The organism is Microcoleus sp. bin48.metabat.b7b8b9.023 (genome assembly GCF_013299185.1).
In the GTDB taxonomy this organism is placed as follows: domain Bacteria; phylum Cyanobacteriota; class Cyanobacteriia; order Cyanobacteriales; family Microcoleaceae; genus Microcoleus.
Genome location: NZ_JAAFKG010000027.1, coordinates 55,194 through 81,475, shown reverse-complemented (window position 1 = coordinate 81,475; position 26,282 = coordinate 55,194). Strand labels below are relative to the sequence as shown.

Genomic DNA, 26,282 nt, shown 5'->3' with positions numbered 1-26,282 from the left:
TTAACATGATATTTTTTTGTTGACACCGCCTTTTCTTCAGTCTGCGGAGGCGGCGGTTAAAACCGCGTCTACAAAAACAAAACCCGCCGATGCGGGTTAAAGAATGGATGCTTAACATGATATTTTTTTGTTGACACCGCCTTTTCTTCAGTCTGCGGAGGCGGCGGTTAAAACCGCGTCTACAAAAACAAAACCCGCCGATGCGGGTTAAAGAATGGATGCTTAACATGATATTTTTTTGTTGACACCGCATTTTCTTTACACCGCGGAGACGGCGGTTAAAACCGCGTCTACAAAAACAAAACCCGCCGATGCGGGTTAAAGAATGGATGGTTAACATGATATTTTTTTGTTGACACCGCCTTTTCTTCAGTCTGCGGAGGCAGACTTGGTTTGACAAGACGCGGTTTCAAGCGCCGTCTGCTTGGTTTGACAAGACGCGGTTTCAACCGCCGTTTACGTCTCCCGCGATGCTATATTTACTCTTGTGCTCCTGCACTTTTGAGCAATTTCACGACAGTCGAATAACCTTTAAATTCAGCTAACATTAAAGCTGTATAATTTCCCGGATTTTTGTGATTTAACTCTGCACCAGCAGCGATTAAAATCTTAACTGCATCAGCATAACCCCGATGGGCGGCCCACATCACAGCAGTTGCGCCGGATTCATCGAGCAAGTTGACATCTGCGCCTTTTTCGACTAATATTTGGACGATCGCCAGATAACCGCGATCGCACGCCTTCATTAAAGCAGTTTTCCCCAAATCCGCTGGGATATTCGGATCTGCACCGCCGTCAAGCAAGGCTTTCACCGTTTCAGTATGTCCGTGAAACGCAGCTAGAGTCAAAGCTGTCTCGCCAAAGTTTTTAGCATTCAGGAAATCTGGGCGATTTGAGTTTACTTTTTGCAGCAAAGCCGATACGATAGCACTGTGACCGTGAACAGCCGCCACCAGCAAAGGCGTATCGCCCAACCGATTTCTCGAACCGACATAAGCACCTCGGTTTAACAGCAATTCCACCACATCTTGACAGCCTTCAACCACGGCAAAATTCAACGCAGTTTCGTCATCTCTGTCCTTCGCGTTGATATCCGCGCCAGCATCTAGTAATATATGTGCGATCGCTCCATTTCCCCCAGCAGCAGCAGCCATCAAAGCCGTCCCGCCATCTCCACTTTTGACATTCGCATTAGCACCCGCAGCCAGGAGAGCTCGCACCGCATCAACATTACCGCAATCCGCAGCCAAAGTTAAAGCAGTTTCGCCCTCTTTGTCGCGAATTTCCAAATCAGCACCAGCGGCTAGCAGCATCTCGACTACCGCCAAATTGTCCGCCGTAGCAGCCTGCATCAAAGGAGTTTTGCTCTGTAGATTTTTAAGATTAACATCCGCACCGCGATCGAGCAAAATTCGGACAATTTTAGCGCTACCTTGACTGATAGCTGAAAATAGCATATAATTATCAGCAACAGCACCCGCATCAGCCAAAGCTTGAACAACAGCTTCGTGTCCCGACAAAGCAGCTATTTTCAGAGCCGAATCTCCATCTTTATCTCGGACATTCACCTCAGCCTTAGCATCAACTAACAGCCGGACAACATTGATATCGCCTTTGAGAGAAGCCGCCATCAAAGCCGTACTTCCATCATCATTTTTAGCACCAACATCAGCACCCGCCGCCAACAACAGCCGCATAACATCAGCCTGTTTGTTAGCCGCCGCCAACATCAAAGCCGTGAGGCCAAAACGCCTGCTCGCGAGGTTGACATTAGCGTCATTGTTTAGTAAAATACGCACGATTTCCGTATAGCCCTTTTGGGCGGCAAACATCAAAGCCGTCGTCCCCTCAGAGTCTTTGGCGTTAGCCTCAACCCCCTTAGCGAGTAAAGCTTGGACGTGAATAATGTTGCCAGTCTTGGCAGCTTGGATCAATACAGCGTCTTGTTTAGTGGCAGGCATAATAGTCTCTCATACCGTATATTTGTACCGTCGCACGAGACGGACTTACTGGTATGCTAAGTTTTATGAAGTATGTTTACTAATCCTGAGAACACTATGAATCTGGAAATTCCGCAGTCTGTGAAAATTTGGAGTCAATTCTTCCACCCAGTTTTAATGTGGGTATTGCTAGCAATCTCATTTTATGCTTTGTATCTGGGAATTCAAATCCGCCGTACCAGAAGTGCCGAAGGTGATGTCAAGAAAGAGTTAATTAAGGGCAAATTCAATATCAAGCACCATCAGATGGGCTCTTTGCTGCTAGGCTTGATGGTAACAGGTGCGATCGGCGCAATGGCAGTCACCTACATCAACAACGGCAAACTATTTGTCGCCCCCCACCTAGTAGCAGGCTTGGGAATGACCGTCATAATTGCCATTTCAGCCTCTCTGACTCCGTTCATGCAAAAAGGTCAAGATTGGGCGAGATACACTCACATCGTTCTAAATGTGGGGCTGTTGGGGCTATTTGGCTGGCAGGCATTAACAGGTGTAGAAATCCTGCAAAGAATCATCAGTAAAATGTAACCGTTAGAGTACGATTCAGGACTTGCGCGCGGATGTCCAGAAACCGGGTTTTTCACGCGTTTACTTCGTTGTAGGCGTAAATTCTGCTAAAAACCCGGTTTCTTTAATCGTAACAGTCGTAGGGTGTGTCGCGATCGACAATCCCTCGATCGCGATCGACAATCTCACAGCGACGCACCTTGGTTATTCAACAGTTGAATAAACAACCCTATCTTTTAGTCTTTCCCAACAGTCGTAAGGTACATCGCCCTCAGATTATCAATGGAATTAATTAATTTTTATAATCGCGACGCACCCTATAGCGGTTCTCAAAAAAGTGATATATTCGCTATGCCCTCTTTGCCCTCTATGCCCGATGCCCTCTTTGCCCTCTATGCCCGATTCCCGATGCCCGATTCCCGATGCCCGATTCCCTATTCCCATGAGTACCTCATCTTTTTGAGAAAGGCTATACAAAAAATCAAAGCCATGCTAGAAACCCTCATCAACTATTTTGTTTACACCACCAAAGGCCATATTACAAAAAACCAATTAATCAAATTCTTATATTTAGCCGACCTTTATGCTGTCAAATGGACAAACAAACAACTTACAGAATTAAATTGGCGTTATTATCACTATAGTCCTTGGAACGAAGACATAATTGTCGCCTTAAATCAAATGAATGGCAAAACAATTGTTCAAGAATCTGTGGGAGAAACTATATTTATCCGACTTGGTGCCGAAGCAGGTAATATCGATGATTTAGAATTACCTGTAGGACTAAAACTAATGCTGGACAACATTCGTAGAGAATGGGCCGGTTCAGGACAGGATAAAATCCAGAAGTTACTAAAGTATGTGTACAGCACTGCGCCAATGATTGAGGTTAAAGATAGCCATCAACAAGAACAAGTATTCAGGCTGAATCTTGAGACAGAAAGACAAAAATTAATCAATGAATTAGGGTGATAATGTGGCTGGAAAAACACCTCGCCAAGGTTGGATTTATTTAGTAAATCCCCAAAAAGTATCTCTTCGTTGCCAACACAATCACAATCACATTTATGATTTAAATGAACCAGACGAGATGGAATGCAAGACAGTTGATTGTAAACTAATAGTTAATTCTCGTAGGGTTTTACGGGGAGAGCATCATTATCTCTTTTGGGAAATTGACCAATTTCAAGATAAGTCTGAATGCTTGCAAACTTTTACGGTGATTCCCTTAACTTTCCAAGAAACCTGTAAAGGTTTGCCAACAGCGTATCCGATTAACTCGACCAGCAAAAATGGTCTCGATCGCAATTCATTGGCTTTAGTGCATCAGATATGTACAGTTGATGCTAATTGTTTTAAGGACTCCCAAGGAAATTGGCTCGATCGAGTCGGACAAGTGGATAAAGGAGATAAGGAGTCGATAGAGGAACGTTTAAAGTATTTTTTGAATCTTGGGAATAATTCTAGTGATGATTGGTTGATGAACAATGTGTCTGTGGAAGTTTTAGAGAAAGTCTTTGATTATTTGCCGAAGGATATGACGAAAAAGATTGATTTAGAAAAAGTCATAAGCGATCTAGAATTATGGTGAGTGAATGAGTTGTGGCCTTTTCCATAAATTTTCTGGATAAGCTGTTGGTAGCTTATGGCAAAATAAGAATAGTTAACTCTCAGGATAGCAAAAATTATATGACTACCGTTACCCAAGCAGAAATAGAACAATACCGCTCGCAATTAGCAGAATATCCCGATGCGCTGAAAGCCCTTGATCTGCTTGAAAAGTGTGAAGGCGATTTAGAATATGCCGCCGAAACGGTAGCAATTGAGTCAGGAGAATCAGATGACAACAATAGTGTGGGTGACGAAGACCCGAATGAACCTAGCTGGTTAGAAAAATTAGCCGATAAATTGCGTGTTCATATTTGTACGCCCGCCTTTAAAGAAGTATTGAGTCAAAGTTTTGCTGGTGGATTGGGTTGGCTAGTAGCAGCCGCTGCTTACCCAGCATTACCACTAACACTGGTACTTATTTACATCAGTAGAAGAGGTCTGGACAAGTTTTGCAAGGATTGCTAAACACCGATCGCAGTGAAGCCAGCCCAGTAATGAGGTTCAACAAAGGGAAACGGCTGGCGATTGCGTGCGCGATTCAGACGAGCTTCCACGTGAAGCGTGCGGTATTTTAGAGGCAGTTGCTCAAATATTCGATCGATTTGGGGTTTGAGGCGTTCTAATACTGCTTCAAGCTCCTCTGAGGTCAAATTCCGCAGCCATTGTTGTGCTTCATTGAGAGCAGCAGCCGTTGACAGAGTTTCTAGGTTTTCATAGAACCGCATCAGTAACAAAGTGCTGGCTAGTTGATCCACTTCCCAAAGGGTACTAACCATACTAGGGCTACCAGCCAACAGAAAGCCAAAAGGTAAGCCGATATATTCATCGCTGGTTTTGGATTCTGTCAATCCAGTTTCGCAGGCGGAGAGGGTGACAAGGCGACATTGATTTAGGTCAAGATTCAATATTTCCAGCAGTGTCAAACGTTCCTTATTTGCCAATTGGAGGGCTGATTCCAAAGGCGAGTCAGGCTCAAACTTACCGTGACAACCGAAATGGGCGCAGTTGGCAAGGCTGAGTTGTTGGCTTTGGATGGCTTTCTTGTTGGCATCATCTTTCTTTACCAAGAAATCATTAGGCTTGAATAGTTCACAAATGTTGGCGGCTTCAAGTTCAATTAAATAGCGGTCTTTGGTAGGATTGGCGATCGCAAATAGGTGTGTAAAATTAGGACGTTTTCGGCTTTGTGCCTGTTGCAGGAGTTGGCAACTGGGGGCGTAGCGGACACCTTGTTTGAAGCAATCTAGCGGGCAAGGATTAGTGGGTTCTGGAGACGGGGTTTCTGAATTAAACCGCTGCCAGGTTTCATGGCTAACTGGCAAGGCGTGAAGGGGAAACAGGTGCAGGAAGCGGTGGGGAATTAGAATTAGTTGGCTGCACTGTTTCGGAATATTCTTTAAAATCTCATCAAGATGCAAAATCTCAGCTAGGTTTTGAAGGCGGGAGGTGAGTTTTTGCTGCCATTGGAGATCTTTGTTTGGTGATTTGCTCTCTGTGTAGTTTTTATAGTCTTTCTGATACTCGTTATCCAAATTTTCCAAGGCTTCAAAGTCTGCTGTTGAAGATTGCCAGACAATAGGAGTTGATGATTTTGGGGTGATGATGAAAGCAAGGAATTTCTCGTTTGTAATGTACCACTGAAGGATAGCGGTGTTTTCTGCTGTGAGGGATTGAATTTCGCTGTAGGAGATGCTTTTAACTTCTTGGGTGAGTGCGAAGTCGGGGTCGATGGGTGTGATGTCGCGGACAATTAATTCATCTAGTTGTTGCCGTAATTGGGTTAGATAGGATCGACGCTCGCGAATGGTGATTTGTAGGTTGTCGATTTGGGGGCTGCGTTCTCCCGATATCGTGACACCATTGCTGTTATGATTTGTCTGTTCTATTTCGAGTTGTCGCTGTTCGGCATCAATTTCTCGACGCAGGCGCGAGAGTTCGTTTAGAACGGTTTCGGGAATGTTACCTTTGGGGTAGAGGTCGCGGGTGGCAAGGAGTTCTACTAAGTTGCGGGCTTTGCTGCGTTCGGCGTATTCTATGGCTGCGGTGTAGTTTTTTATTTCTATGCAAAGTTTTACCATTTCCTGATAAAGTTTATTCCATTCTTCGGCTAATTTCTGCTTGGTTTCATCTCCCGAATGAATCTCGCCTCGCAGAAATTCTACGGTATCAATTGCATGAGCAAAAGTATCGTGCGCTTGCTGTAAGTTGGGAACTTCTCGATAGGCAAGCCCTAAATTAAATAAGGTTTCAGCATGGTCTTGCGGGAAAGCCTCGCGGGTGTAGACTTCGAGTGCAGCAGTGTAAGATGCGATGGCCATTTTAATATTGTCTACCCTTTCTCCAATGATTCTGTCACTGTAGGCAGCAGCCAGATTATTTTGCGTCGTTGCCCAATCTTCAGGAAAGGCTTCGCAGGTGCGGACTTCGAGTGCAGCAGTGTACAATGCGATCGCCATTTCGATATTGTTTGCCCTGTTTTCCCTGATTCTGAAATAGTAGGCAGCAGCCAGATTATTTTGCGTCGTTGCCCATTGTTCGGGAAAGGCTTCGCGGGTGCGGACTTCGACAAGTGTTGCAGTGTAAGATGCGATCGCCATTTCGATATTGTCTGCCCTGTCTCCCCTGATTCTGTTACTGTAGGCAGTAGCCAGATTATTTTGCGTCGTTGCCCATTGTTCGGGAAAGGCTTCGCGGGTCAGGACTTGGACAAGTGCGATAGTGTAAGATGCGATCGCCATTTCGATATTGTCTGCCCTGTCTCCCCTGATTCTGTTACTGTACGCATTTGCCAGATTATTTTGGGTCGTTGCCCAATCTTGGGGAAAGGCTTCGCGGGTATAGAGTTCGAGTGTGGCAGTGTAAGATGCGATCGCCTGTTCGATATTGTCTGCCCTGTCTCCCCTGATTCTGTTACTGTAGGCAGCAGCCAGATTATTTTGGGTCATTGCCCAATCTTGGGGAAAGGCTTCGCGAGTCAGGACTTCTAGTGCGGCGGTATAAGATGCGATCGCCTGTTCGATATTCTCTGTTCTCTCTCCCATGATTCTTTTACTGTAGGCGTTTGCCAGATTATTTTGGGTCATTGCCAACTGTTCGGGAAAGCCTTCGCGGCTGTAGACTTTCAGTGCGGCGGTGTAAGATGCGATCGCCTGTTCGATATTCTCTGCCCTCTCTCCCCTAATTCTGTCACTGTAGGCAGTAGCCAGATTATTTTGGGTCATTGCCCATTGTTGGGGAAAGCCTTCATGGCTGTAGACTTTCAGTGCGGCGGTGTAAGATGCGATCGCCTGTTCGATATTCTCTGCCCTCTCTCCCCTAATTCTGTCACTGTAGGCGGTAGCCAGATTATTTTGGGTCATTGCCCATTGTTCGGGAAAGCCTTCGTGGCTGTAGACTTTCAGTGCGGCGGTGTAAGATGCGATCGCCTGTTCGATATTCTCTGCCTTTTCTCCCCTGATTCTTAAATAGTAAGCATTTCCCAGATTATTTTGCGTCTGCGCCCATTTTTCTGGGTTAGTTTCAAAGGTACGAATCGAAAGCACGAATTTGTAGGCAGCAATCGCAATTTCCAGATTGTCAGCCCTACTGCCTCTGATAAATTCGTAAATCCTAACAGCAATACTTTCAATTAAAGCAGCAATTATTTGACTTTGCTCTGGTTCATCTATTCCAGCCAGAATTATAGGTATCTTTTGTTGAAAAAAAGGAATTAAATTGAGATTTAGCTTGTCTAGATTTGCTTGCAATACTGCATGAATCGGTTCGGAATCCCCACCATAATTCTTAGCTTCTGTCTGCAATAGTAATTGTAAAAATGCTAGATAATCCCTTGGTGATTTATTCTCAACATCATTACCCCCAGAGGATGTTAAGCCCAAGAGTTTCCCTAGCCGACTGGCAAGATTTCGCAAAAAATTAGCACCCTTCTTCTCTCCTTGTTCTTCAAAATTTGTCGCTACGTCCTCGCAAGCTTGCAGAAACCCGTGATCCAGCAATTCCGAGTTAGTCTGTAAAATCTGCTGTTCTCGATCACTAGGACAACTCAGCAGCGCATTAATCAATTGCAGATAAGCAGAATTGCGGTCTGCATCTCCTCCCTGCGTCTTTTGAGCCAAAGCTTGACTAATTTGATCCGCCAATTGCTGCAAAAAAGCCGCATTTTGTTCGCCATCCGCCGCCATCCGACTCGCCACTTCCTGCATCACTTCAATCAAGCCTGAGTCAACTAACTCAGAGTGATCCTGCAATACATTCCCCTCTTCCCCAGCCGGACAACTCAGCAGCAATTGAATCAGATTCAGGTAAGCTCGGACGCGGTTTTCATCCATGAGGCGTGACCTTCAACATTCTTTATTCCCTCATTTGTACCACAAATACAAGCAGCCCCAGCTCAACTGCAAGAATTATTTAATTTTCCAATCTGGCGGCCTATTTGCTCAAGTTGTATTGACAGATTACTTGATTTGTGTATATGAAGGTTTGTCTGACGTTCCTAGTTGGTCGATTTTGATGAGATAAGTAGTTTGCGATTCGAGAAAATACGGGACATCGCAGTGCCGATATATGCTAACTTAACCCCAAAGTCCGCCAGGGAATTAATTCCCCCTCTTATAGCGAAAGTCCTCTCAAGAAAACTAAATAAATAATCAGTCCGAGAGGACTTTTGCTTTTAGGTAGGAGTTTAAACCCCTCGCGGACTGCGGGTGTAATGCAGAGAAACCCGGCTTTTTTACCCGCCATTAAAAATTTGTTCCGCTGTCAAAGTCAACTCGGGAAATACCGCCGACTCAATTCTCTCATCTCCCCGAAACAGCTTAACCTGATATTCACCATCTACCAATTGACAAACCGACAAAGTAGGCTGTTTTGGAGAACCAATATAACGGCTACCTCCCAAACCCAGATAATCGACAATCCAGTATTCAGAAATGCCTAATGCTTCATATTCGATCATCTTATGTGCATAATCATCGCGCCAATTTGTGCTGACAACTTCCACAACTAACTTAACAGAATCTCCCTGAGTAATAACTGATTCTCGTTCCCATCGAGACTCATTGGCTTCTACGGCTTGTTTATCTAATACAATCACATCTGGATCGTAGCCTAAGTTATCGCTGAATTTAATTGTACATTCCTTGGGAATAAAGTAAGGAAGTTGTAATCGCCTAATTTCAAAACCAAATTCTAGGGCCTGGAAACCTGCGATGACTGAATGTTTACCAGTTGGATTAGGCATCTCAACAATAACTCCGTTACGTAGTTCATAGCGTCCGCTTTCTGGCTTCCACTCCAGAAACTCATCGAAAGTTATTAACTTGGATATTGCTTGAATCATGGGAAAACCTCCAATGTTCTAATATCAGTTTAACATAAGAATAATTAGTATTCTATTTGAGTTAGAGGTAGATGAATAATTTGATTTTGATATTCATTAGAAAAACATTCCGCAATCAAAATTAATTCATCTATGTTTTGCCCAATGCTTAAATTCGCACTGAAAATAAATATTATATAGCCTTTCTCAAAAAGATGAGGCATGACTCAATACGGTTCACTTAACACTATTTATGCGCCGGAGATCCCCCTCGCATCCCCCTTAAGAAGACCCACTTTGAGAGCATTCTTGTCCCCCCCTTTTTTAGGGGAGTTAGGGGGGATCTGTCTTAAGTGAACCGTATTGAGGCATGACTGACAGCTTATATAACCACTAAACCTGGAGGGCTAAAGCCCAACTACGTACCTCATATGAGAGCTCGATCCGCTATACCTGGAATATGTTGGGGTGCGGAATGTGGGCTACAAACCCTAATACAATTGGTTCGATCGCTGGGAATGTGAGTCCTCTGATTGATGCGGACTAAAGTCCTCACTACGAACCTTTATTTGCGGACTAAAGTCCTCACTACGAACCTTTAAGAAGGACTAAAGTCCTCACTACGAACCTTTACCTGACGTTGGGGGTTGCGAATTTTGACAACCAGCGGTTTTTCAGTTTCTTTAAGTGCGATCGCCTTAAATTATCCACCAACCGCCGCAACTGATCCAAATTTCCCGCTTCGCCACCGTACTTCCACCGCACGTAAGCTTGCGAAACTTCCTCAATTACCTCAGCTTCATCGATTGCATGATGGCCGCGCATTGCCTCAGCATACTCCAAAGGCGTTTGAGCTTTCTGCTTGGGAAATCCCCGACTCGCCAAATCCTGCAACATTTGCTGATAAACTCCTTCCACGGGCGCCAACTTACCCAGCCAACGCCGGTAGCGCCACTTGCGCCACCCTTGCCACATTAACCAGCCAATGAAGCCAAATGCGATCGCACTAATTAACCCAGTAAACAACCCCACCCAACCCTTCGCAAACTGTCCCAGAAACCAGCCCAGAATCAAAGTTATCCAGCGAATTACAAAACCGATGACTGAATCTAATCCGCTTCTCAGAGGCGTCGGTAGCCAACCCGCGATCCACTTCCAAAACCATTCCAGCGCGCTAAAAGTCTGGTTGTCTTCCACCGAAGCGGGAATCAGTGGATAACCTGGAATCGGATTAAAACCAAACCAGCCGTAATTGGGAAAATATACTTCCGTCATCATGAAAGCGTCGGTATTTTTCACCACATACAAACCAGTAAACGGGTTGAACTCCCCCGTGTCGAAACCGCCAGCCACTCGCGCCGGAATCCCGATCGATCTGAGCATAATTGCCAGTACCGTCGCAAAGTGATCTGGATATCCACCAGTCACTTTTTTGCCATCCTGGGTGTTTTGATAGCCAAACAGAAAACCCTCAACCAAATCTTCAGTTTCTTCTAAATAAGGCAAGGCTTTTTCAATTTTATAATTAGGGTTTTGCTTCAAATATTGAGCTAAATACAAAGCTTTTTCGTAGGGAGAGTCGATCGCCCTTTCCGACTTAGCTACTCTAGTTCTAGCCTGCAAAATTTCCTCAGTTTTTGCCCGCACCTTGGCTGCAATTTTCGGCGGCACGTCCAAATAGAACTTGCGAATGTTTTTCGGGTAATCTGTACCAGTTTTATTCAACTCAGCCCGCTCGCGGAAAGGCACATTAGAAATCACCGTATAAGTCACGCCCTCTCCCAATTCCGCAGGCGCTCGCAAACCCCCCTCCGCATCAACCGCCACCTCTGGACTTGGAAAATAAAGTTCCTTTGGTTTGTTTAAAGCCGGAATCAAATTCGGCAACTGAGCAATAATAGTATAACTTTGAATCACCTCTTGAGTCCGAGGCGCATTCGGAAATGGATTCAGGTAAAATTGATAAGACCAGCTAGGTCTAGTAACCTTTTGAGCTTGTTCGTTGCGAGAAATTTCCCAACCCTGACCAGTGTACTTGTCAAAGCCCAACACCCGCCAAAAACCCGCCGCTTGCGATCGCACCCGCATCACCACTTGGGGTTTCATTTCCCCCCGCAAATTCTGATTGATGCGCTGGTTGAAACCGTAATAAAAAGTAGAGTCCACCTCTCCTGGCCCTTTGTCTGGGTTTCTCCCCCTTCCTCCGCCAGTCCCTTGTTCATTTCCCCCTCTGACATACCCCGGATTTAAAATGCTGCGCGAGTCAAATTCCCCCTGATATTCAATGGGAGCACTGACAGGAAAAGTCCGCAACTGATAGCCTGGGAGGCGCGGCAAAAACGCAAAAATAGTCAGCCCCAACCCAACAGTTATCGCTAGCAGCCAACCAAAATACTTGGGGGATAGAGTAGCAGCAAATAGTGACCAGTTCTTATTTTTGGCTGCACCTTCTACTTTCTGCTTGCTATCGTCTGCTTTGGAAAGTCCCAAGCGCGATCGATAATCCAACACCAAAGTCGGCAGCGCTAAAGCCAAAAACACCACTAGCAACGGCCCAAAAGTCAGCGTTTGACTGATAGTCGCCGCTACACTCAACAAAATCAACCCGATCACGATCGAATAGCCCAAATCTTTGCGGCGGGGCAAATCGAAGCTGTGCAGCACTTGAATGTGAATTAACAGTTGCGCCAAAACTAACCGGGTATCGTTCAATTCCCCTATCAAACGGGTAAAAAAAGCGAACAGCGCCACCAGCATGGCAATAGCTATGCAGAACTTAGCAGCCACATTGCGATCGCGGCGGCGGTACCAACTCCAAGTTGCTCCCACAATGCTAACAGGCACAGCCCACAGGTTCAGCGCTTCTTCAGCAGCAACGTCTGTCGCCACAATCCCCACAATTACCAACAACTGAACCAGGATTCGCAGCAGTAAAGAATCCTCAATCACCGGCGGAGGCATCGCCTCAATCTGCTCCCACAGCTTACCCAAAACAGGTATTTTTCGCAGGTTATCAGTTGTCATGTGCACCCATCCAAGTCAGTCGATTGTAGATTTTAGATTTTAGATTTTAGATTAACTCCACAGATAAATCTGAGACGGTTTTAACTAAAATCTAATTTTTTTGGCTTCCCACGAGCGAGGTCGGGGGATTGAATTTGTTTTTGTGTGTGTGAGGTCAAACCACAGAGTAAAAATATACATGATTTACTCTAATTGTATTTTTTTAGTTGCTATCTTGTCCTGACAAAACTGGACGAATAGCAAACATCAGAGGTCTAGTCTCGAAGTTTTGGAATCGAACTTCTAAGGCATAAATCTTATCCGGTTGCGGATCGAACAACTCCACACTTAAATGCCCGGAATTCGGACGATGTGCAGTTGCTTCGGCATCTCCTCCCTTGAGTTCCAAACTTCCTCCCCCAGGAAATTCGCATTCAACTCTTAAACACGGCCTTGGTGGTTCTGTATTGCGGTTGGACAGGTATTGAGCTTGCAGAGTCAGCGAACCCAAAGCTGTCAACCATTCTCGGGAAACTGGCGGCTGATTTACAGGACAATCCAAAGTTAGAGAGTCAATGATTTCTCGGGCGGCCAACAGCGACATGAGCATTTGTTGATCGGTAGTTGCCTCGGAGTAATTCGGTAAATCTTCTACTTCTGAAGCAGTAATTCCTCTTGTCGCACCCAGGAGTACGATACCAGCTAATTCGTTAAGTTCCTGAGATTGGTCGGGAAACAAGCTATCTACAGCACGGACTAACTTTGCTCCTTCCCGCAGTGACGACATGACCAATTCCTGACAAGGTTCTAGCAGTTGAGCAAACACCCCTTGGGCGATCGGAATTGGCAGGCGACCCCATCTAATATTTTGTAGTTGGGGAGTCCAGATATGTAGGGGGGGAACCCATTGGGGGGCTACATCGTCTGGGTAGTCGTGGTCGTAACTTTTAATTTCTGTTTCCCAGGGGAACAGAGGCGGGTTGGATTCGATTTCGGCTCTAAGCCTTTCTTTTAACAAGGTCTGAAAACGGTCTTGCACGGTCGGTATATCTCCAATAGTCAGCGGTTGTGCGGGTGCATTGCTGTGCGCCCTCACTTGATAATCCAGCGGGTCTGGTTCGTCCCATTCCCAGTATTCCACCCCAGAATTGTCTTCGTTGCCCCACTCTTCTGAATAAGGGGGCAGATTGAAGCTCTCCTCATCTTCGCTAGAGGCATTCTCGATCGGCGCCTGCAATACCCAGTCTAAGAAATGGCGCTCGAAAGCCTCTGCATCCCTGTTCGTTTCGTTATTCATCACTAGATGCCCCTTCTCCGGAATCTGAACGATTTCGTAATTCCCAGGCAAGTTCGAGTAATTTAAACCACCGTTTCTGTACCTGGGCTACCGTGCTGCCGAGGGTTTGCGCGATCGCTGACTCTGACAGACCCTGTTGCTTCAACTTTAACAAACGCTGCCCCTCTGGGCCGATTTGCTCGCCAAAGATCTGCCACTGGGAAGGCAGCAAACCCAGATTTTTATCTAAGTCTGCTTCCAGCCACTGGTGAACCAGTTCCCAGCGGTGCGACATGGCAAACCTGAGCAAATGGTACTTAAAGCGTTGCTGCAAATAGTCTCTTTGACGGGGAGTTATGTTGAGAAGCGACTCTATTTCATTAGTCGGCAAGTCTTGCAAGCGCAATATGAAATAATCAGCGCATTCTTGTTGGTTGCGCTCTTTCAAATACGCCACTAATTCATCAATCACATTTTGCCGCAGAGATTCTGACTCTTCGCCTTGGGGGCGAATTGCCGAGGAACCCTGTCCTGCCATCGCTTCCCGCACCGAGTGCACCGACGTGTCGTTCCAAGTTTGGTCGGAATCTGAAGCCCCTCCATCGGCGGCTTGTTCCATATCCACCGAGGTTTCTTTGGGTTGCTGCTGGGAAAAGGTTTGGGCCCGCAAAATAATTAGTTGCTGGCTCCGGTTGCGAGGTAAGGGAATGCGCCGCTTGCCAAAACGCTCTACAAAGGCCATGTACTCTGCTAGTTCTAAGCGAGTGCGAGGACTGTAGGTAGGTGGCAGTTGGGTTTCCCGCCGGAATGCCTTTAAAGCTTCCAGATAAAATCCTTGCAAGAAATCTTTGATCAGTTCTACTCGCGCCTGATAGCTAGACTGCACCTGTGGAGGGGTGATGTAGCGATAGACGATCGCGCTGAGGGTACTGTGCAATTCTACTCGCCCGGGCCCGGAGCCTAAACTATAATAGTGGAGGCATTGTTGCAAGCGGTGCTGAGCTAGGCTCTGGGCTGAACCCTCTATGTCTCCGGAGTTTTGAATCCGCTGACTTTCTGTGCATATCCTGTTGACTTCTGCTGCGAGTCGCCCTGCTACATCTTGGCAGTTTTGCTCAGACGCGCGAGTGGACTTTTTGAGTTCGTCTAACAGCAGTTGAAATATGGTTTCCACGCTCTGGCAGATTTCCCGCATGATTGTTTACAGCTCACATTGAAATTAGCACAGTTAGTAGCAGTATGGAGATTTTTTTTCTACCGCTACTTGCTCCGGGATTCCCGGCACAGGACAAACTGCAATGTCCTCGATCTCCTGTTCTACAAAAACAGTGACGGCTGTTTTTTCTTGATGTGTCCCAGATGTACTATCCGCCACCAACCAGGTTTAATCAGGGGTTTTTGGTAGTGAGGACGAGATAATTTTTAGCAGAAACCGTTTTTTTTTCGTACATAAATATAAAATTTGGATCCGCCACCGACACCAGCATCAATTAAATCGAGCATGAGGCACGATATTTTTCGACTTGAAGGGTCAAGGGTGAATCAATCTAAAAAATGCAGAATTTTTGCTAAAAAAGGCTATATTTGGGTATTGTAAAACTTCATTCAGTTTGTAAGCAGGGATAAGCGATTATGGTATTGTGTAGTCAGGATGTTAAAAATAAAACTATCAAACTATGCTAAAGCAATAAGTATAAGTTACACAACCCCCCGCATGGCGAGGCTTCCAAGCCCTCTAGCGTTGCCACATCCAGCACGACAGACAGAAAGTCGTTTGATTATAGTTGACTACTCCCCACAATCGCCGAACTGAAAGACAGAGGTTCAGAATGCAGCTAACAGAACGTCACATCATCAAATCTACCGAACACCGTTTTGCTCAGATTGACGAACTAGCTTTTAAATCGAAGAATCTCTACAATGCTGCCAATTATGCGCTCCGTCAAAGTTTCATTTATGGATGGGGCTACATCAATTACAACGAAATGAATCGCTTGATGAAATCTCACGAAGCTTACAAAGCAATGCCCGCCAAAGTAAGCCAGCAAATCTTGATGTTGTTAGATAAAAACTGGAAATCATTTTTTGAAGCTCTCAAAGCTTACAAAAAAGATGCCTCTAAATTTACGGGTCGTCCAAAACTACCTAAGTACAAAGATAAAGTAAAAGGTCGAAACATCCTGGTTTATACGATTCAAGCAATTAGCAGCAGGCAGTTGAAAAGTGGAATTATTAAACTGTCGGGTACTGAGATTTCAATCAAAACCAAAATAAATCCCGAACAAATCTGTCAAGTTAGATTGGTTCCCAAATGCGATGCTTATGTAATTGAGGTAATTTACAATGAACCGGAGTCCACCGCTAGAATTAACAACTTCGTAGCTAGTATTGATTTGGGACTGGACAATTTAGCGGCGCTAACTTCAAATCAACCGGGATTTATCCCTTTGTTGATTAACGGGCGACCATTAAAGTCAATTAACCAGTTCTACAACAAACGTAAAGCCCAATTGCAGTCTCAATTAAAAGGAAATCGCTCCTACTCATCACGGATTCAACGCTTGACCCGGTGTCGCCACCAAAAAGTAGATAATTACTTGCATCACACCAGCCGATTAATCGTCGATATTTTGACGGCGCATCAAATTGGGACGCTAATAATTGGCAAAAATGCACAGTGGAAAACCGGAATTGAATTGTCCAAACGAACTAATCAAAACTTTGTCAGTATTCCTCACGCTAGACTAATTGAGATGTTGGAATACAAAACTAGATTGGTGGGAATTAAAGTGATAGTTCAAGAAGAATCTTACACCTCTAAGTCGAGCTTTTTGAACCTAGATCCAATTCCTGTGTACGGACATACTGATGCGTCGAATGTCATATTTAGTGGCAGGCGAATCAAAAGAGGATTATACAGAACATCAGTCGGTAAATTAATTAACTCCGATGTTAATGGTTCTTACAACATCCTCAGAAAAGCAATCCCAAATGCTTTTAGCAATGGGATAGAGAGCTGCGTACTTGGGCCGAGGCGGGTCAATCCGCTCAAAGTAAAAGCGAAGGGGGAGGGATTTAACGCCTCCCGTGTCATGTAATAAATGACTATACTTTTACCAGCTATATGTTTCATATTTATCAATCAAATTTATGGGACTTCAGATTTCGCATTTTAGCTTAATATGGGGCAGTGCCAGTTATTACATACTTGCACCTTCAGCCGTTACCCTGACATTATTAAACCTCAAATCTCAAATTAACTGACTGATGGATTTAGATCTACAGATTCAAGCACTAATCGAGCAAGCTCCGCCTGACGGTTCGACGCCACAAATCTTAAAGGCGATCGCCCCGGCGCTGGTTTTAATTGCCCAACAGCTACAGCACCTCGAATACTCGATCCTGCAATCGGTAGACGAAAGTTGGGCGATCGTAGTTTTGAGCAATCTCAAGCAACCGGGACAGGAGAAGAAGGTGATTTATGCTTTTCCCACTCTTAAAGATGCGTCCTCGGCTGCGGCGGCTGGGGGCGGGAGCGTCAAGCCCGTACAGTTGCCTGTCACTCACATTTTATTTCAGATGATTGCTCTTGAAGGTCTCGACAGTATTGTTTTTTTTGAAAATCCCGGCAATCAAGAAGTCGGGGTGGAAATCCCTCGCCGACAAGTGCAGGACTTAATCAATGTTTACTTGCAACAGTATCGATCGGCTCCACCGTCGGATATTGCTTAAACAAATCAATTTGTTATTAATTGGCGATCGGGCATTAGGCCTCGGGTATTACCCATTACCAATTACCCATTACCAATTAGTGTCAACTTAAGACTGAAACCATTGATAAATCTCGCTTGACGCTGAGTCTAAATCCCCCTAAATCCCCCTAAATAAGCGGGACTTTGAGAAAATTCTTGTTCCCCCCTTAAGAAGGGGGGTTAGGGGGGATCTGGGCCTCAGCGTCAAAGCAGTCTGGGACTACATTTGACCTGGTTGTTTACACCAATTACCCATTACCAATAAAGTGCAACTTTTTAACCTCTAATACAGCCGGCTCAAAACGTAATCTGCCAAATCAATCAAGGCTTGACGGGATTCTGAATTGGGCAGCCCAACTAAGTATTCAACAGCTTTCTGTGCGTGACTTGTTGCTAGTTCTCGCGATCGCTCTATGCCCCGAGAGTCGTATACCAGTGCCAGAGCCTGCTCGATATCTCCTTCTTGGGCAAATTCGCGTTCTATGAGAACTTCCAAATAAGGCTTTTCTTCTAGGGCAAATAGCGCTGGTGCTGTCAGATTACCGCCGATCAGATCCGAGCCTGCGGGTTTCCCCAAAGTTTCCGTTGAAGCAGTGAAATCCAATATATCATCTACTATTTGGAATGCTAAACCAATGTTGCGACCGTAGTTGTACAAATCGTCTGCTATTTCTGCTGGAACCTCGCTCAAACAGCCCGCTGCTTTAGAGCTGTTGGCAATTAAAGACGCTGTTTTGTAATAACTTTTTTCTAAGTACGCTTCGATCGACAAACTGGTGTCAAATCCATTTAGTCCCTGTTGAATTTCGCCCTCAGCTAAATCCATAATCACTTCTGAAAGCAGTTTGACTACTGGCAGGTTGTCCAGATTTGCCAAGTGCCACGAAGATTGAGCAAACAGAAAATCTCCCGCCAATACTGCCACTCGGTTGTTAAACCGACTGTGTACTGTCGGTACTCCCCGTCGCAGATCCGACTCGTCCACCACGTCGTCGTGGACTAGACTGGCTGTGTGGATCATTTCTGTGATTTCCGCGAGGCGGCGGTGTTTTTCGGTGATTTCCCGATCGGGCATCGTCGCCTTGGCCATCAACAAGACTATTGCGGGTCTCACCCGTTTTCCCTTTGTGCCGAATAAGTATTCTGCAGCCGCGTACAAGATGGGATGACGGGCACCCACTAACTGTTTTAAGTTTTCTGTCAACAGTCGCAGGTCTTCTTCAACCGAGGAAAATAGGAGAGTGCTAGAGATCATGGATACGCCGACTCAAGCCGTAAAGTAACAAAATTTTACATATCATATCTTTATTTTAAGACAATTCTCTGCAATAGGGAAGAAAAATCTAGCCGATCGGCAGTTATTTGTCATCTGCTAGGGGCTAAGAGTCACCCCACTACCTCCGGTGAGTGGCCCGCTGGCAGAGCGGTTGCCCCTATTGTATCGAATTGTTAAGTACACTGCCAAAAAATAGCTAAATCCCAGAAACCCTGTGTTATTATAGGTATTAAGGATTTAAACAATTCTATACATTAAGTACAGGCTGTAATTGAGCCTGGCTGGCAGGTAGCTTTCAGATGCCTGTAAGAGTTTCGTAGAGCCAGCCTTGTTAGTCGATCGCAGCGAAAATTTCTGGGACAGATTTTTAGTTCCTTGTGGCTAAAAATTTTCAGGAGTTAAGACTAGCGCATGAGATGTGCACGGTAGCTCAAAGCAGCTAAAGTGGATGGTTTTACGCTGTTCCAGCATCTGTAAAGCAGTAAATCATTATTGACCTCGCCCAAAAACGGGTAGAAGCCACGACAATTGTCGTGGGTAGCCCAAAATTTTAGATCTTAGTTGAAGCTCCCAGATTTATCTGCCGAGTAAATCTAAAATCGAAAAATGGAAAATCTCAAATCGACTCACCGGGAACGCCTAAGTTTTTCGGCAAGCCTGATATGGAAAAGTAGCCTTCAGAACCAAGGCATAGTCTTGCGTGCTGACTTAATGTAGTAGGTCTTGAACTTGTCCCGTCCTCCTCCTCGTCCTTGACTTTTGGTTCTAATTATGATTTATCGCGATATTCCTCTAATTATTCCCATTCTAGCCGCCGGTTATGTAATGACTATTTATATAGTGCTAATGTTGGCCGAACGTAGCTCTAAAATAACTCGATTGGGCGAGTAGTGCAATGCTTGGCAGCCGAATCCGGCCTCGCCCGCCATGGACTACTCGCTCAGAATTCCGAATATTCAACAATAACCCTGCCTTAAATGCTTGCGTACAAAGGCAGGGTTATATGATTTTAGACTTTAGATTTTACACTGAACATTGGCGAATGATTGATGAAGGTCGTGATTTAGAGCTGGCAGCACACATTCGGCACCCTCAACTGTCACAATCGGTTTTTACTTATTTTTATCTAGCAATTAATCTATAAATTATACTTTTATACCGTAGATCGACGGATATCTTTTGTTGAAAGGTATTATTTATTACTTTAAACATCTATTATTATTATGAATAATTATACTGTGTACCGTTAAGCGGGTGCCGAATGTGGGTCACAGCGAGTCTGAGAATATTGGTGGCGGTAGCTGCGAACACATATCAGTGGCTACACTAGGATAAACGCTGCTGCTCTCTAAGATTCTGCGGTTATGCTTCACTTTCCAGGCTACAAAATTTTCAGGAAAATCTATCAAAGCGATCGATCTCTAGTTTACCGGGGCGTGCGATCGGCCGACGGTCAGCGCGTAATCTTCAAGATACTCAAGCAAGAGTACCCCACTCCGGCTGCACTCGCCCGTCACAAGCAAGAATATGACATCATCCGCAGCTTAAATCACCCAGGAGTTGTCCAAGCTTACAGCTTAGAACAGTACGATCGCACTTTGGCGATCGTACTCGAAGACTTCGGAGGAGAATCTTTCAAAAGGTTGATGCACTCTCGCCCCTTTACTCTATCCGAATCTCTCAGCTTTGCCATTCAAATAGCTGACATTTTGGGCGACATTCACAGCGCCAATATTATACACAAAGATATCAACCCTGCCAACATAGTTTTCAATCCCAGCACCAACCAACTCAAAATCATTGACTTTGGGATAGCCAGCGTCTTCGCGCCCGACAAATTAACCGAACAACCCACCCTCAAGCATCCCCATATTCTAGAAGGCACTCTCGCCTATATCTCTCCAGAACAAACTGGCAGAATGAACCGCAGCCTAGATTATCGCACCGACTATTACTCTCTCGGCGCAACTCTCTATGAAATGCTGACGGGCCAACTGCCGTTTGAAACCAGTAGTGCCCTAGAATTAGTACATTGCCACATTGCCAAACAGCCAAAACCGGTCGCCGAAGTCGATCGACAAATTCCGGCAGCAGTTTCTCATATCGTCGCCAAATTATTAGCCAAAAACGCAGAAGACCGCTACCAAAGTGCTTGGGGCATCAAAGCAGACTTAGAAGAATGTCTCAACCAATTAAACACCCACGGTAAAATATCAGAAATCTCCATAGCCAACCAAGATATTTCCGATAAATTTCAAATTCCGCAAAAACTGTACGGACGCGAAACACAAATTCAAACATTACTGGCAGCATTTGAGCGAATCACCAACAATAACCCCCGCTTTCCCAGGCAAAAACGGGTAGAATTGATGTTAGTAGCAGGTGATTTCGGTACAGGAAAGTCATCGCTGGTACAAGAAATTTACCAGCCAATTATCGAAAAACATGGCTATTCAATCGCCGGAAAATTCGACAAATCGCAGCCAAGAATTCCTTACAGCGCCCTCGTCAAAGCTTGCGAAGAACTGCTCCAACAAATTCTCGCCGAAAGCGAACATAGATTTCAGCACTGGCGCGCCAAACTCTTAGCTGCTCTCGCACCAAACGCTCAAGTCATTATTGATGTGATGCCCGATCTAGAATTGATTCTCGGCAAACAACCTGCTGTACCAGAGTTAGATCCAAATGAGGCTACCAATCGTTTTAACTTAGTATTTATCCAATTTCTGCGGGTATTTTCTTCAGAGAAACATCCCTTAGTTATTTTTCTAGACGATTTGCAGTGGGCTGACTCCGCTAGCCTCAAATTAATTCAACTAATGGTGGCAGGCTCAATGACAAGCCCAAACCACGAAAATATTGAAATTTCACAACCAATAAGCCTTGAGAATTTATCTCTGATACAGCCCGAATATTTATTGATTGTTGGAGCATATTGCGACAAAGATGTCAGTCCTGTTCATCCTTTGATGGTGGCCGTGGCAGAATTGCGAGAACAGGGAGCAACAGTAAATCAAATTACCTTACCTCCGTTGGAAATAGCAGATATTACTAATTTGATTGCTGACACATTACGCAGCGACAAAAAATCAGCAGCACCCCTAGCAGCATTGGTGAAACGAAAAACAGGGGGCAATCCTTTCTTTGTTAGCGAATTCCTGAAAATGCTGCACTCCGAAAACTTAATAAATTTTAGTTTTCCTAGCTGTCCACAGTTGACTTTTGATGCTACCTCATTCGCAACTTCTGCCTCAGATTATGTCAATAATTGCGCCGAATTTCAAGCCGGCTGGCAGTGGGATCTAGCTCAAATTGAGGAGATGGAAATTACCGATAATGTGGTGGAGTTGATGATTGGCAAATTGCAAAAACTGCCAGAGTCAACGCAGCAAATTTTACGCTTAGCAGCTTGCGTGGGAATAGATTTTGATTTGCACGTGCTGTCTGCGATTTGCGAAAAGTCTCCTCAGTTAGTGTTTGCTGACCTCCAGGCAGCACTGGCATCTGGTTTGATTTTAGCAGTTTCTGAGGTAAATGCCGAGCTGTTAACTGTGAATTTTAAGTTTTTGCACGATCGAGTACAACAAGCCGCTTATGCTTTGATTGACGAGGACCATAAAAAAATAGTTCACTGGCAAATAGGTTGCTTTTTATGGAAAAATACGGAGGGAAATCCGCTGACAGATGATATCTTTAAAATAGTCGATCAGATTAACATTGGCATAGAAAATGGTTTAGATTTAACATCGACATTTACTCAGGAAGAGCGAGATCGAATCGCTAATTTGAATTTGATTGCTGGCAGAAAAGCTAAGGCTGCTACCGCTTATGCTGCTGCGGTGATGTATTTAAATGTCAGCCGTCGATTGCTGGCAGATTCTAGCTGGGAAAATCAGTACGAGTTAACTTTAAATCTTTATATAGAATCCGTTGAGGTAGCGTACTTTAGCGGCGCATTTGAGCTGATGGAACAGTTAGCTGGGACTGTGCTGCAACAAGGCAGAACTCTGCTGGACAAAATCAAAGTTTATGAGGTAAAAATTCAAGCTTATATCGTGCAGAGGAGACAGCCAGAAGCGATCGCGATCGGCCGAGAAGTGCTAGCACAATTTGGCGTAACTTTTCCCGATAATCCTAGCGAGTTAAACATTCAGTGGGAATTAGAGCAAACAGCGGCAAAATTAGCCGGAAAGAAGATCGAAGACTTAATTAATCTGCCTTTGATCACATCTCCCGAACAATTGGCAGCAAGGCGGATCGCAGCAAGCATAGTTCCTGCGGTATTTCACTGCGATCCTCAACTATTAACTCCGTTGGTTTTGTCACAGATTAATTCATGTATTCAGTATGGAAATTCACCGCTTTCTGCCTTTTTCTACGCAGCTTGGGGCGTAGTTATGAACTACGCATCTCAAGACATTGAATCGGCAAATAAGTTAGGGGAATTGGCTTTAAACTTAGCATCAATGTTCAATGCAAAAAGCCTCCGAGGGAAGATATTATATATAGTAGCAGCTTGTATCGCTCACAGCAAATATCATGTCAGGGAAACCCTGCCAATGTTCCGAGAAAGCTATCAAAGTGCACTCAAAAACGGAGATTTTGAGTTTGTCGCTTATTGTGCAAAACAAAAATCTCAATATGCTTATTTGGTAGGGCAAGAACTTACAAATCTAAAAGTCGAAATTGCTGAATCTAGCAACCTGCTGGCTCAACTCAAGCAATCAATCAACTTGCAGTGCAATCAAATATTTCATCAAGCGGTGCTTAACTTGCTGGGTGAAGCAGAGAATCCTTGCAATTTATCGGGGACAGCTTGCGAAGAAGAGCATCTGCTACCGTTGCTGGCGAAAGCGAACGATCGCACGGGAATACATTACTTTTATTTGCACAAGCTAATACTGTGTTATTTATTCGGGGATTTGTGCCAAGCACTGGAAAATGCAGGTAAATTTAGACAAGGTTTAATGGGAGGAACTGGTTTTTTAACTGTGCCGGTGTTCCATTTTTATGATTCTTTGGCTGCACTAGCTGCTTGTTCTGAGGCGGATGTATTGGAGAGAGAGATGCTGCTCGAAAGAGTAGGAGAAAACCAAAAGAAAATGCAGACATGGGCTGCACGCGCCCCCATGAATCACTTGCACAAATTTCATCTGGTTGAGGCTGAGAAATATCGGGTTTTGGGCGATAATTTTCAGGCAATGGAGGAGTACGATCGCGCGATTGGTTTGGCGAAGCAAAACGAATATCTTAACGAAGAAGCTCTCGCTAACGAACTTGCAGCTAAGTTCTATATCGGTTGGGGAAAAGAGAAGATTGCACGAGTTTATTTGGCTGATGCTCACTATGGTTACACTCACTGGGGAGCTCAAGCTAAAGTTGAGGATTTGGAAACACAGTATCCCCAATTTTTAATCAGAATTCCAGTGTCAACTAGCATTACCAGCGACAGCGCTACAGTTACTAATATTTCCAGCAGCCACGATTCGGGCCAAACTTTTGATTTGGCGGCAGTGATGAAAGCCTTTGGTGCGATCGCTAGCGAGATTGTGCTGGACAAGTTGCTGGCGAAGTTGATGAGAATTATGCTGCAAAATGCGGGGGCAGAAAATGGTTTTTTGATTTTGGAAAGCCGAGGTAAGTTTTTGGTAGAAGCTTCGGGAAAATTAGATGGCGATCGCGTGGATGTTTTGCAGTCGGTTCCTGCTGAAAAGTGCTTGCCTGTTTCGATTATTAATTATGTCGCTCGCAGGAAAAAAAATGTTGTAGAAAGTGATGCCGCTAATAAAGGAAGATTTACGCGCGATCCGTATATTGTTAGACATCATTCTCAATCTATATTGTGTGCGCCATTGCTGAATCAAGGTCAATTAATTGGGATGGTTTATTTAGAAAATAATCTGACTACGAGTGCTTTTACTGATGACAGGGTAGAGGTTTTGCAACTGTTATCGACGCAGGCTGCTGTTTCTATTGCTAATGCTAAACTTTACGCAGAAGTGCGGGAAAGTCAAAGTAAGTTGACGCAGTTTTTAGAAGCTTTACCTGTGGGAATAACGGTACATAATCCCCAGGGTAAGGTATCTTACATCAATGAAACTGGACAGCGGTTGCTGGATCAAATTTTGGCGCCGTCAGCTACAGGTGAAGAGTTGATATCAGCTTCTGAAATTTATATATCAGGAAGGGAAAGCCCCTGTTCTGAGCAACAATTGCCGGCTTGGCGAGCTCTCAATGGCGAAAGTGCGATCGCCGATAATTTAGAAGTCCGCAGAGATGGGAAGATTGTGCCTTTGGAAATGCACTCGCAACCGATTTTTGACAACAAAAACAATATTGTCTATGCGATTACTGCTTTCAGCGATATCACCGATCGCAAACAAGCTGAGAAACTGGTAGCAGAGTACAACAGAACCTTGGAAATGCAAGTAGCCGATCGCACCAGAGAACTCTCGGAAGCCCTGCAACACCTGCAAGCAACGCAACGAGAACTCATTCAATCCGAAAAAATGGCAGCATTGGGACAGCTAGTTGCTGGTGTGGCTCACGAAATCAATACTCCCCTGGGTGCGATTCGATCGTCTGTCGAGAATTTAGCCGATTTTTTCAATCAAGATCTGGCCCAAATCGCGGATTTTTTCCACAAAATGTCCCCGGAACGTTACTCTGATTTATTGACGCTGCTCCCCAAATACCAGTCGCAGGCGATGCTCTTTTCCAACCGAGAAAAACGCCAGTTTAAAAGAGCTTTGATTCAGCAGCTATCAAACAATTCTGTGGCAAATTCAGAAACAGTAGCAGACACCTTAGTTGATATCGGCATTTACGACAATATCGAATCAATTTTGCCTTTGCTGCAAGACCCCACTAGCTCGGATATTTTACAGCAAGCCTATCAATTTACTGCTTTGCAAAGAAGTACGAATACTATTATCACAGCTACAGATAGAGCTGCAAAAGTAGTTTTTGCTTTAAAAGCATATTCTCGCTCTAACTCTATGGGAGAAAAAGTTACTGCCAATATTACTGAGGGGATTGAAACTATATTAACTCTTTATTACAACCAACTCAAACACGGAGTAGAAGTTGTGAGGAATTATCAAGATGGACTGCCGGAATTGCTGTGCTATCCAGACGAACTCAATCAAGTTTGGACAAATCTGATTCACAATGCTTTACAAGCAATGAACAATTGCGGAATTTTAACAGTAGATGTTAGAGTAGAAAATCAGCTCCTGTTGGTGGGCGTTAGGGATAACGGCACAGGAATTCCCCCGGAAATTTTGCCGCGAATATTTGAACCCTTCTTTACCACAAAACCCGCCGGAGAAGGCAGCGGCTTGGGACTGGATATTGTTAAGAAAATTGTCGAAAAACATTCGGGTAATATAGAAGTAACATCTGCGATCGGTCAAACGAGCTTTATCGTGTCAATTCCGATCGCCTTTTAGCGCTATAGCACTAGAAATTTTACCGAGGCGCGACCAAAAATGCCACTCTAGACCGATGTCATTCGATTTAAGATTTGAGAATTTAGATG

14 protein-coding genes are annotated in these 26,282 nt (G+C 44.7%); 7 read left to right on the top strand and 7 right to left on the bottom strand.

Translation table 11 applies throughout. The features are described 5' to 3' along the window. Window positions 1-479: 479 nt before the first annotated feature. Window positions 480-1,961: an ankyrin repeat domain-containing protein gene (locus QZW82_RS16635; protein ID WP_293150037.1), complete on the bottom strand. Its 1,482-nt coding sequence runs from the start codon at window positions 1,959-1,961 to the stop codon at window positions 480-482. A 96-nt stretch (window positions 1,962-2,057) separates the two neighbouring features. On the opposite strand from QZW82_RS16635, the gene QZW82_RS16630 reads away from it, so the two are divergent. The 4 genes from QZW82_RS16630 to QZW82_RS16615 all read left to right on the top strand — a co-directional run bounded on the left by QZW82_RS16630 (window position 2,058) and on the right by QZW82_RS16615 (window position 4,583). Next, window positions 2,058-2,528: a DUF4079 domain-containing protein gene (locus QZW82_RS16630; RefSeq protein ID WP_293150035.1), complete on the top strand. Its 471-nt coding sequence runs from the start codon at window positions 2,058-2,060 to the stop codon at window positions 2,526-2,528. A gap of 261 nt (window positions 2,529-2,789) precedes the next feature. Beyond that, the gene (locus QZW82_RS16625; protein WP_293150033.1) at window positions 2,790-3,479 is read left to right on the top strand and encodes a type II toxin-antitoxin system antitoxin SocA domain-containing protein; all 690 of its coding nucleotides are present in this window, start codon (window positions 2,790-2,792) and stop codon (window positions 3,477-3,479) included. Window positions 3,480-3,483: 4 nt separating this feature from the next. Beyond that, complete coding sequence (locus tag QZW82_RS16620) at window positions 3,484-4,098, top strand: type II toxin-antitoxin system PemK/MazF family toxin (RefSeq protein ID WP_293150031.1); 615 nt, start codon at window positions 3,484-3,486, stop codon at window positions 4,096-4,098. 98 nt (window positions 4,099-4,196) lie between these two features. Further along, window positions 4,197-4,583, top strand: a complete 387-nt coding sequence (locus QZW82_RS16615; protein WP_293150029.1) for a hypothetical protein — start codon at window positions 4,197-4,199, stop codon at window positions 4,581-4,583. Here the strand turns inward: QZW82_RS16615 and QZW82_RS16610 are convergent. The 5 genes from QZW82_RS16610 to hetZ all read right to left on the bottom strand — a co-directional run bounded on the left by QZW82_RS16610 (window position 4,580) and on the right by hetZ (window position 14,909). Then, entirely contained in the window at window positions 4,580-8,446 is a 3,867-nt protein-coding gene (locus tag QZW82_RS16610) for a CHAT domain-containing protein (RefSeq protein ID WP_293150027.1), read from the bottom strand. The genes QZW82_RS16615 and QZW82_RS16610 overlap by 4 nt on opposite strands. 401 nt (window positions 8,447-8,847) lie before the next feature. Further along, entirely contained in the window at window positions 8,848-9,456 is a 609-nt protein-coding gene (locus QZW82_RS16605) for a Uma2 family endonuclease (RefSeq protein ID WP_293150025.1), read from the bottom strand. 609 nt (window positions 9,457-10,065) lie between these two features. Then, entirely contained in the window at window positions 10,066-12,459 is a 2,394-nt protein-coding gene (locus QZW82_RS16600; RefSeq protein WP_293150023.1) for a transglutaminaseTgpA domain-containing protein, read from the bottom strand. A gap of 202 nt (window positions 12,460-12,661) precedes the next feature. Then, on the bottom strand, window positions 12,662-13,735 hold the full coding sequence (locus QZW82_RS16595) for a hypothetical protein (protein ID WP_293150021.1): 1,074 nt from the start codon (window positions 13,733-13,735) through the stop codon (window positions 12,662-12,664). Continuing rightward, the gene (hetZ, locus tag QZW82_RS16590; RefSeq protein ID WP_293150019.1) at window positions 13,728-14,909 is read right to left on the bottom strand and encodes a heterocyst differentiation protein HetZ; all 1,182 of its coding nucleotides are present in this window, start codon (window positions 14,907-14,909) and stop codon (window positions 13,728-13,730) included. Before hetZ ends, QZW82_RS16595 begins: the two co-directional genes overlap by 8 nt. Before the next feature lie 634 nt (window positions 14,910-15,543). Between hetZ and QZW82_RS16585 the strand changes: the two genes are divergently transcribed. Continuing rightward, window positions 15,544-16,812, top strand: coding sequence for a transposase (locus QZW82_RS16585; protein WP_293150017.1), 1,269 nt, complete (start codon window positions 15,544-15,546; stop codon window positions 16,810-16,812). A gap of 169 nt (window positions 16,813-16,981) precedes the next feature. Then, window positions 16,982-17,446: a hypothetical protein gene (locus QZW82_RS16580; protein ID WP_293150015.1), complete on the top strand. Its 465-nt coding sequence runs from the start codon at window positions 16,982-16,984 to the stop codon at window positions 17,444-17,446. Between the two features lie 303 nt (window positions 17,447-17,749). Here QZW82_RS16580 and sds read toward each other — a convergent pair whose 3' ends face one another. Continuing rightward, on the bottom strand, window positions 17,750-18,721 hold the full coding sequence (sds, locus tag QZW82_RS16575; RefSeq protein WP_293150013.1) for a solanesyl diphosphate synthase: 972 nt from the start codon (window positions 18,719-18,721) through the stop codon (window positions 17,750-17,752). 1,385 nt (window positions 18,722-20,106) lie between these two features. Between sds and QZW82_RS16570 the strand changes: the two genes are divergently transcribed. Further along, a complete protein-coding gene (locus tag QZW82_RS16570; RefSeq protein ID WP_293150011.1) occupies window positions 20,107-26,193 on the top strand; it encodes a trifunctional serine/threonine-protein kinase/ATP-binding protein/sensor histidine kinase in 6,087 nt (2,028 codons plus the stop codon). The last annotated feature ends 89 nt before the right edge of the window (window positions 26,194-26,282 follow it).

What these genes read in the sequence shown, in the direction of transcription:
- QZW82_RS16635 (WP_293150037.1), bottom strand. Translation starts at nt 1,961, where the DNA reads ATGCCTGCCACTAAACAAGACGCTGTATTGATCCAAGCTGCCAAGACT.
- QZW82_RS16630 (WP_293150035.1), top strand. Translation starts at nt 2,058, where the DNA reads ATGAATCTGGAAATTCCGCAGTCTGTGAAAATTTGGAGTCAATTCTTC.
- QZW82_RS16625 (WP_293150033.1), top strand. Translation starts at nt 2,790, where the DNA reads ATGGAATTAATTAATTTTTATAATCGCGACGCACCCTATAGCGGTTCT.
- QZW82_RS16615 (WP_293150029.1), top strand. Translation starts at nt 4,197, where the DNA reads ATGACTACCGTTACCCAAGCAGAAATAGAACAATACCGCTCGCAATTA.
- QZW82_RS16610 (WP_293150027.1), bottom strand. Translation starts at nt 8,446, where the DNA reads ATGGATGAAAACCGCGTCCGAGCTTACCTGAATCTGATTCAATTGCTG.
- QZW82_RS16605 (WP_293150025.1), bottom strand. Translation starts at nt 9,456, where the DNA reads ATGATTCAAGCAATATCCAAGTTAATAACTTTCGATGAGTTTCTGGAG.
- QZW82_RS16600 (WP_293150023.1), bottom strand. Translation starts at nt 12,459, where the DNA reads ATGACAACTGATAACCTGCGAAAAATACCTGTTTTGGGTAAGCTGTGG.
- QZW82_RS16595 (WP_293150021.1), bottom strand. Translation starts at nt 13,735, where the DNA reads ATGAATAACGAAACGAACAGGGATGCAGAGGCTTTCGAGCGCCATTTC.
- hetZ (WP_293150019.1), bottom strand. Translation starts at nt 14,909, where the DNA reads ATGCGGGAAATCTGCCAGAGCGTGGAAACCATATTTCAACTGCTGTTA.
- QZW82_RS16585 (WP_293150017.1), top strand. Translation starts at nt 15,544, where the DNA reads ATGCAGCTAACAGAACGTCACATCATCAAATCTACCGAACACCGTTTT.
- QZW82_RS16580 (WP_293150015.1), top strand. Translation starts at nt 16,982, where the DNA reads ATGGATTTAGATCTACAGATTCAAGCACTAATCGAGCAAGCTCCGCCT.
- sds (WP_293150013.1), bottom strand. Translation starts at nt 18,721, where the DNA reads ATGATCTCTAGCACTCTCCTATTTTCCTCGGTTGAAGAAGACCTGCGA.
- QZW82_RS16570 (WP_293150011.1), top strand. Translation starts at nt 20,107, where the DNA reads ATGCTTCACTTTCCAGGCTACAAAATTTTCAGGAAAATCTATCAAAGC.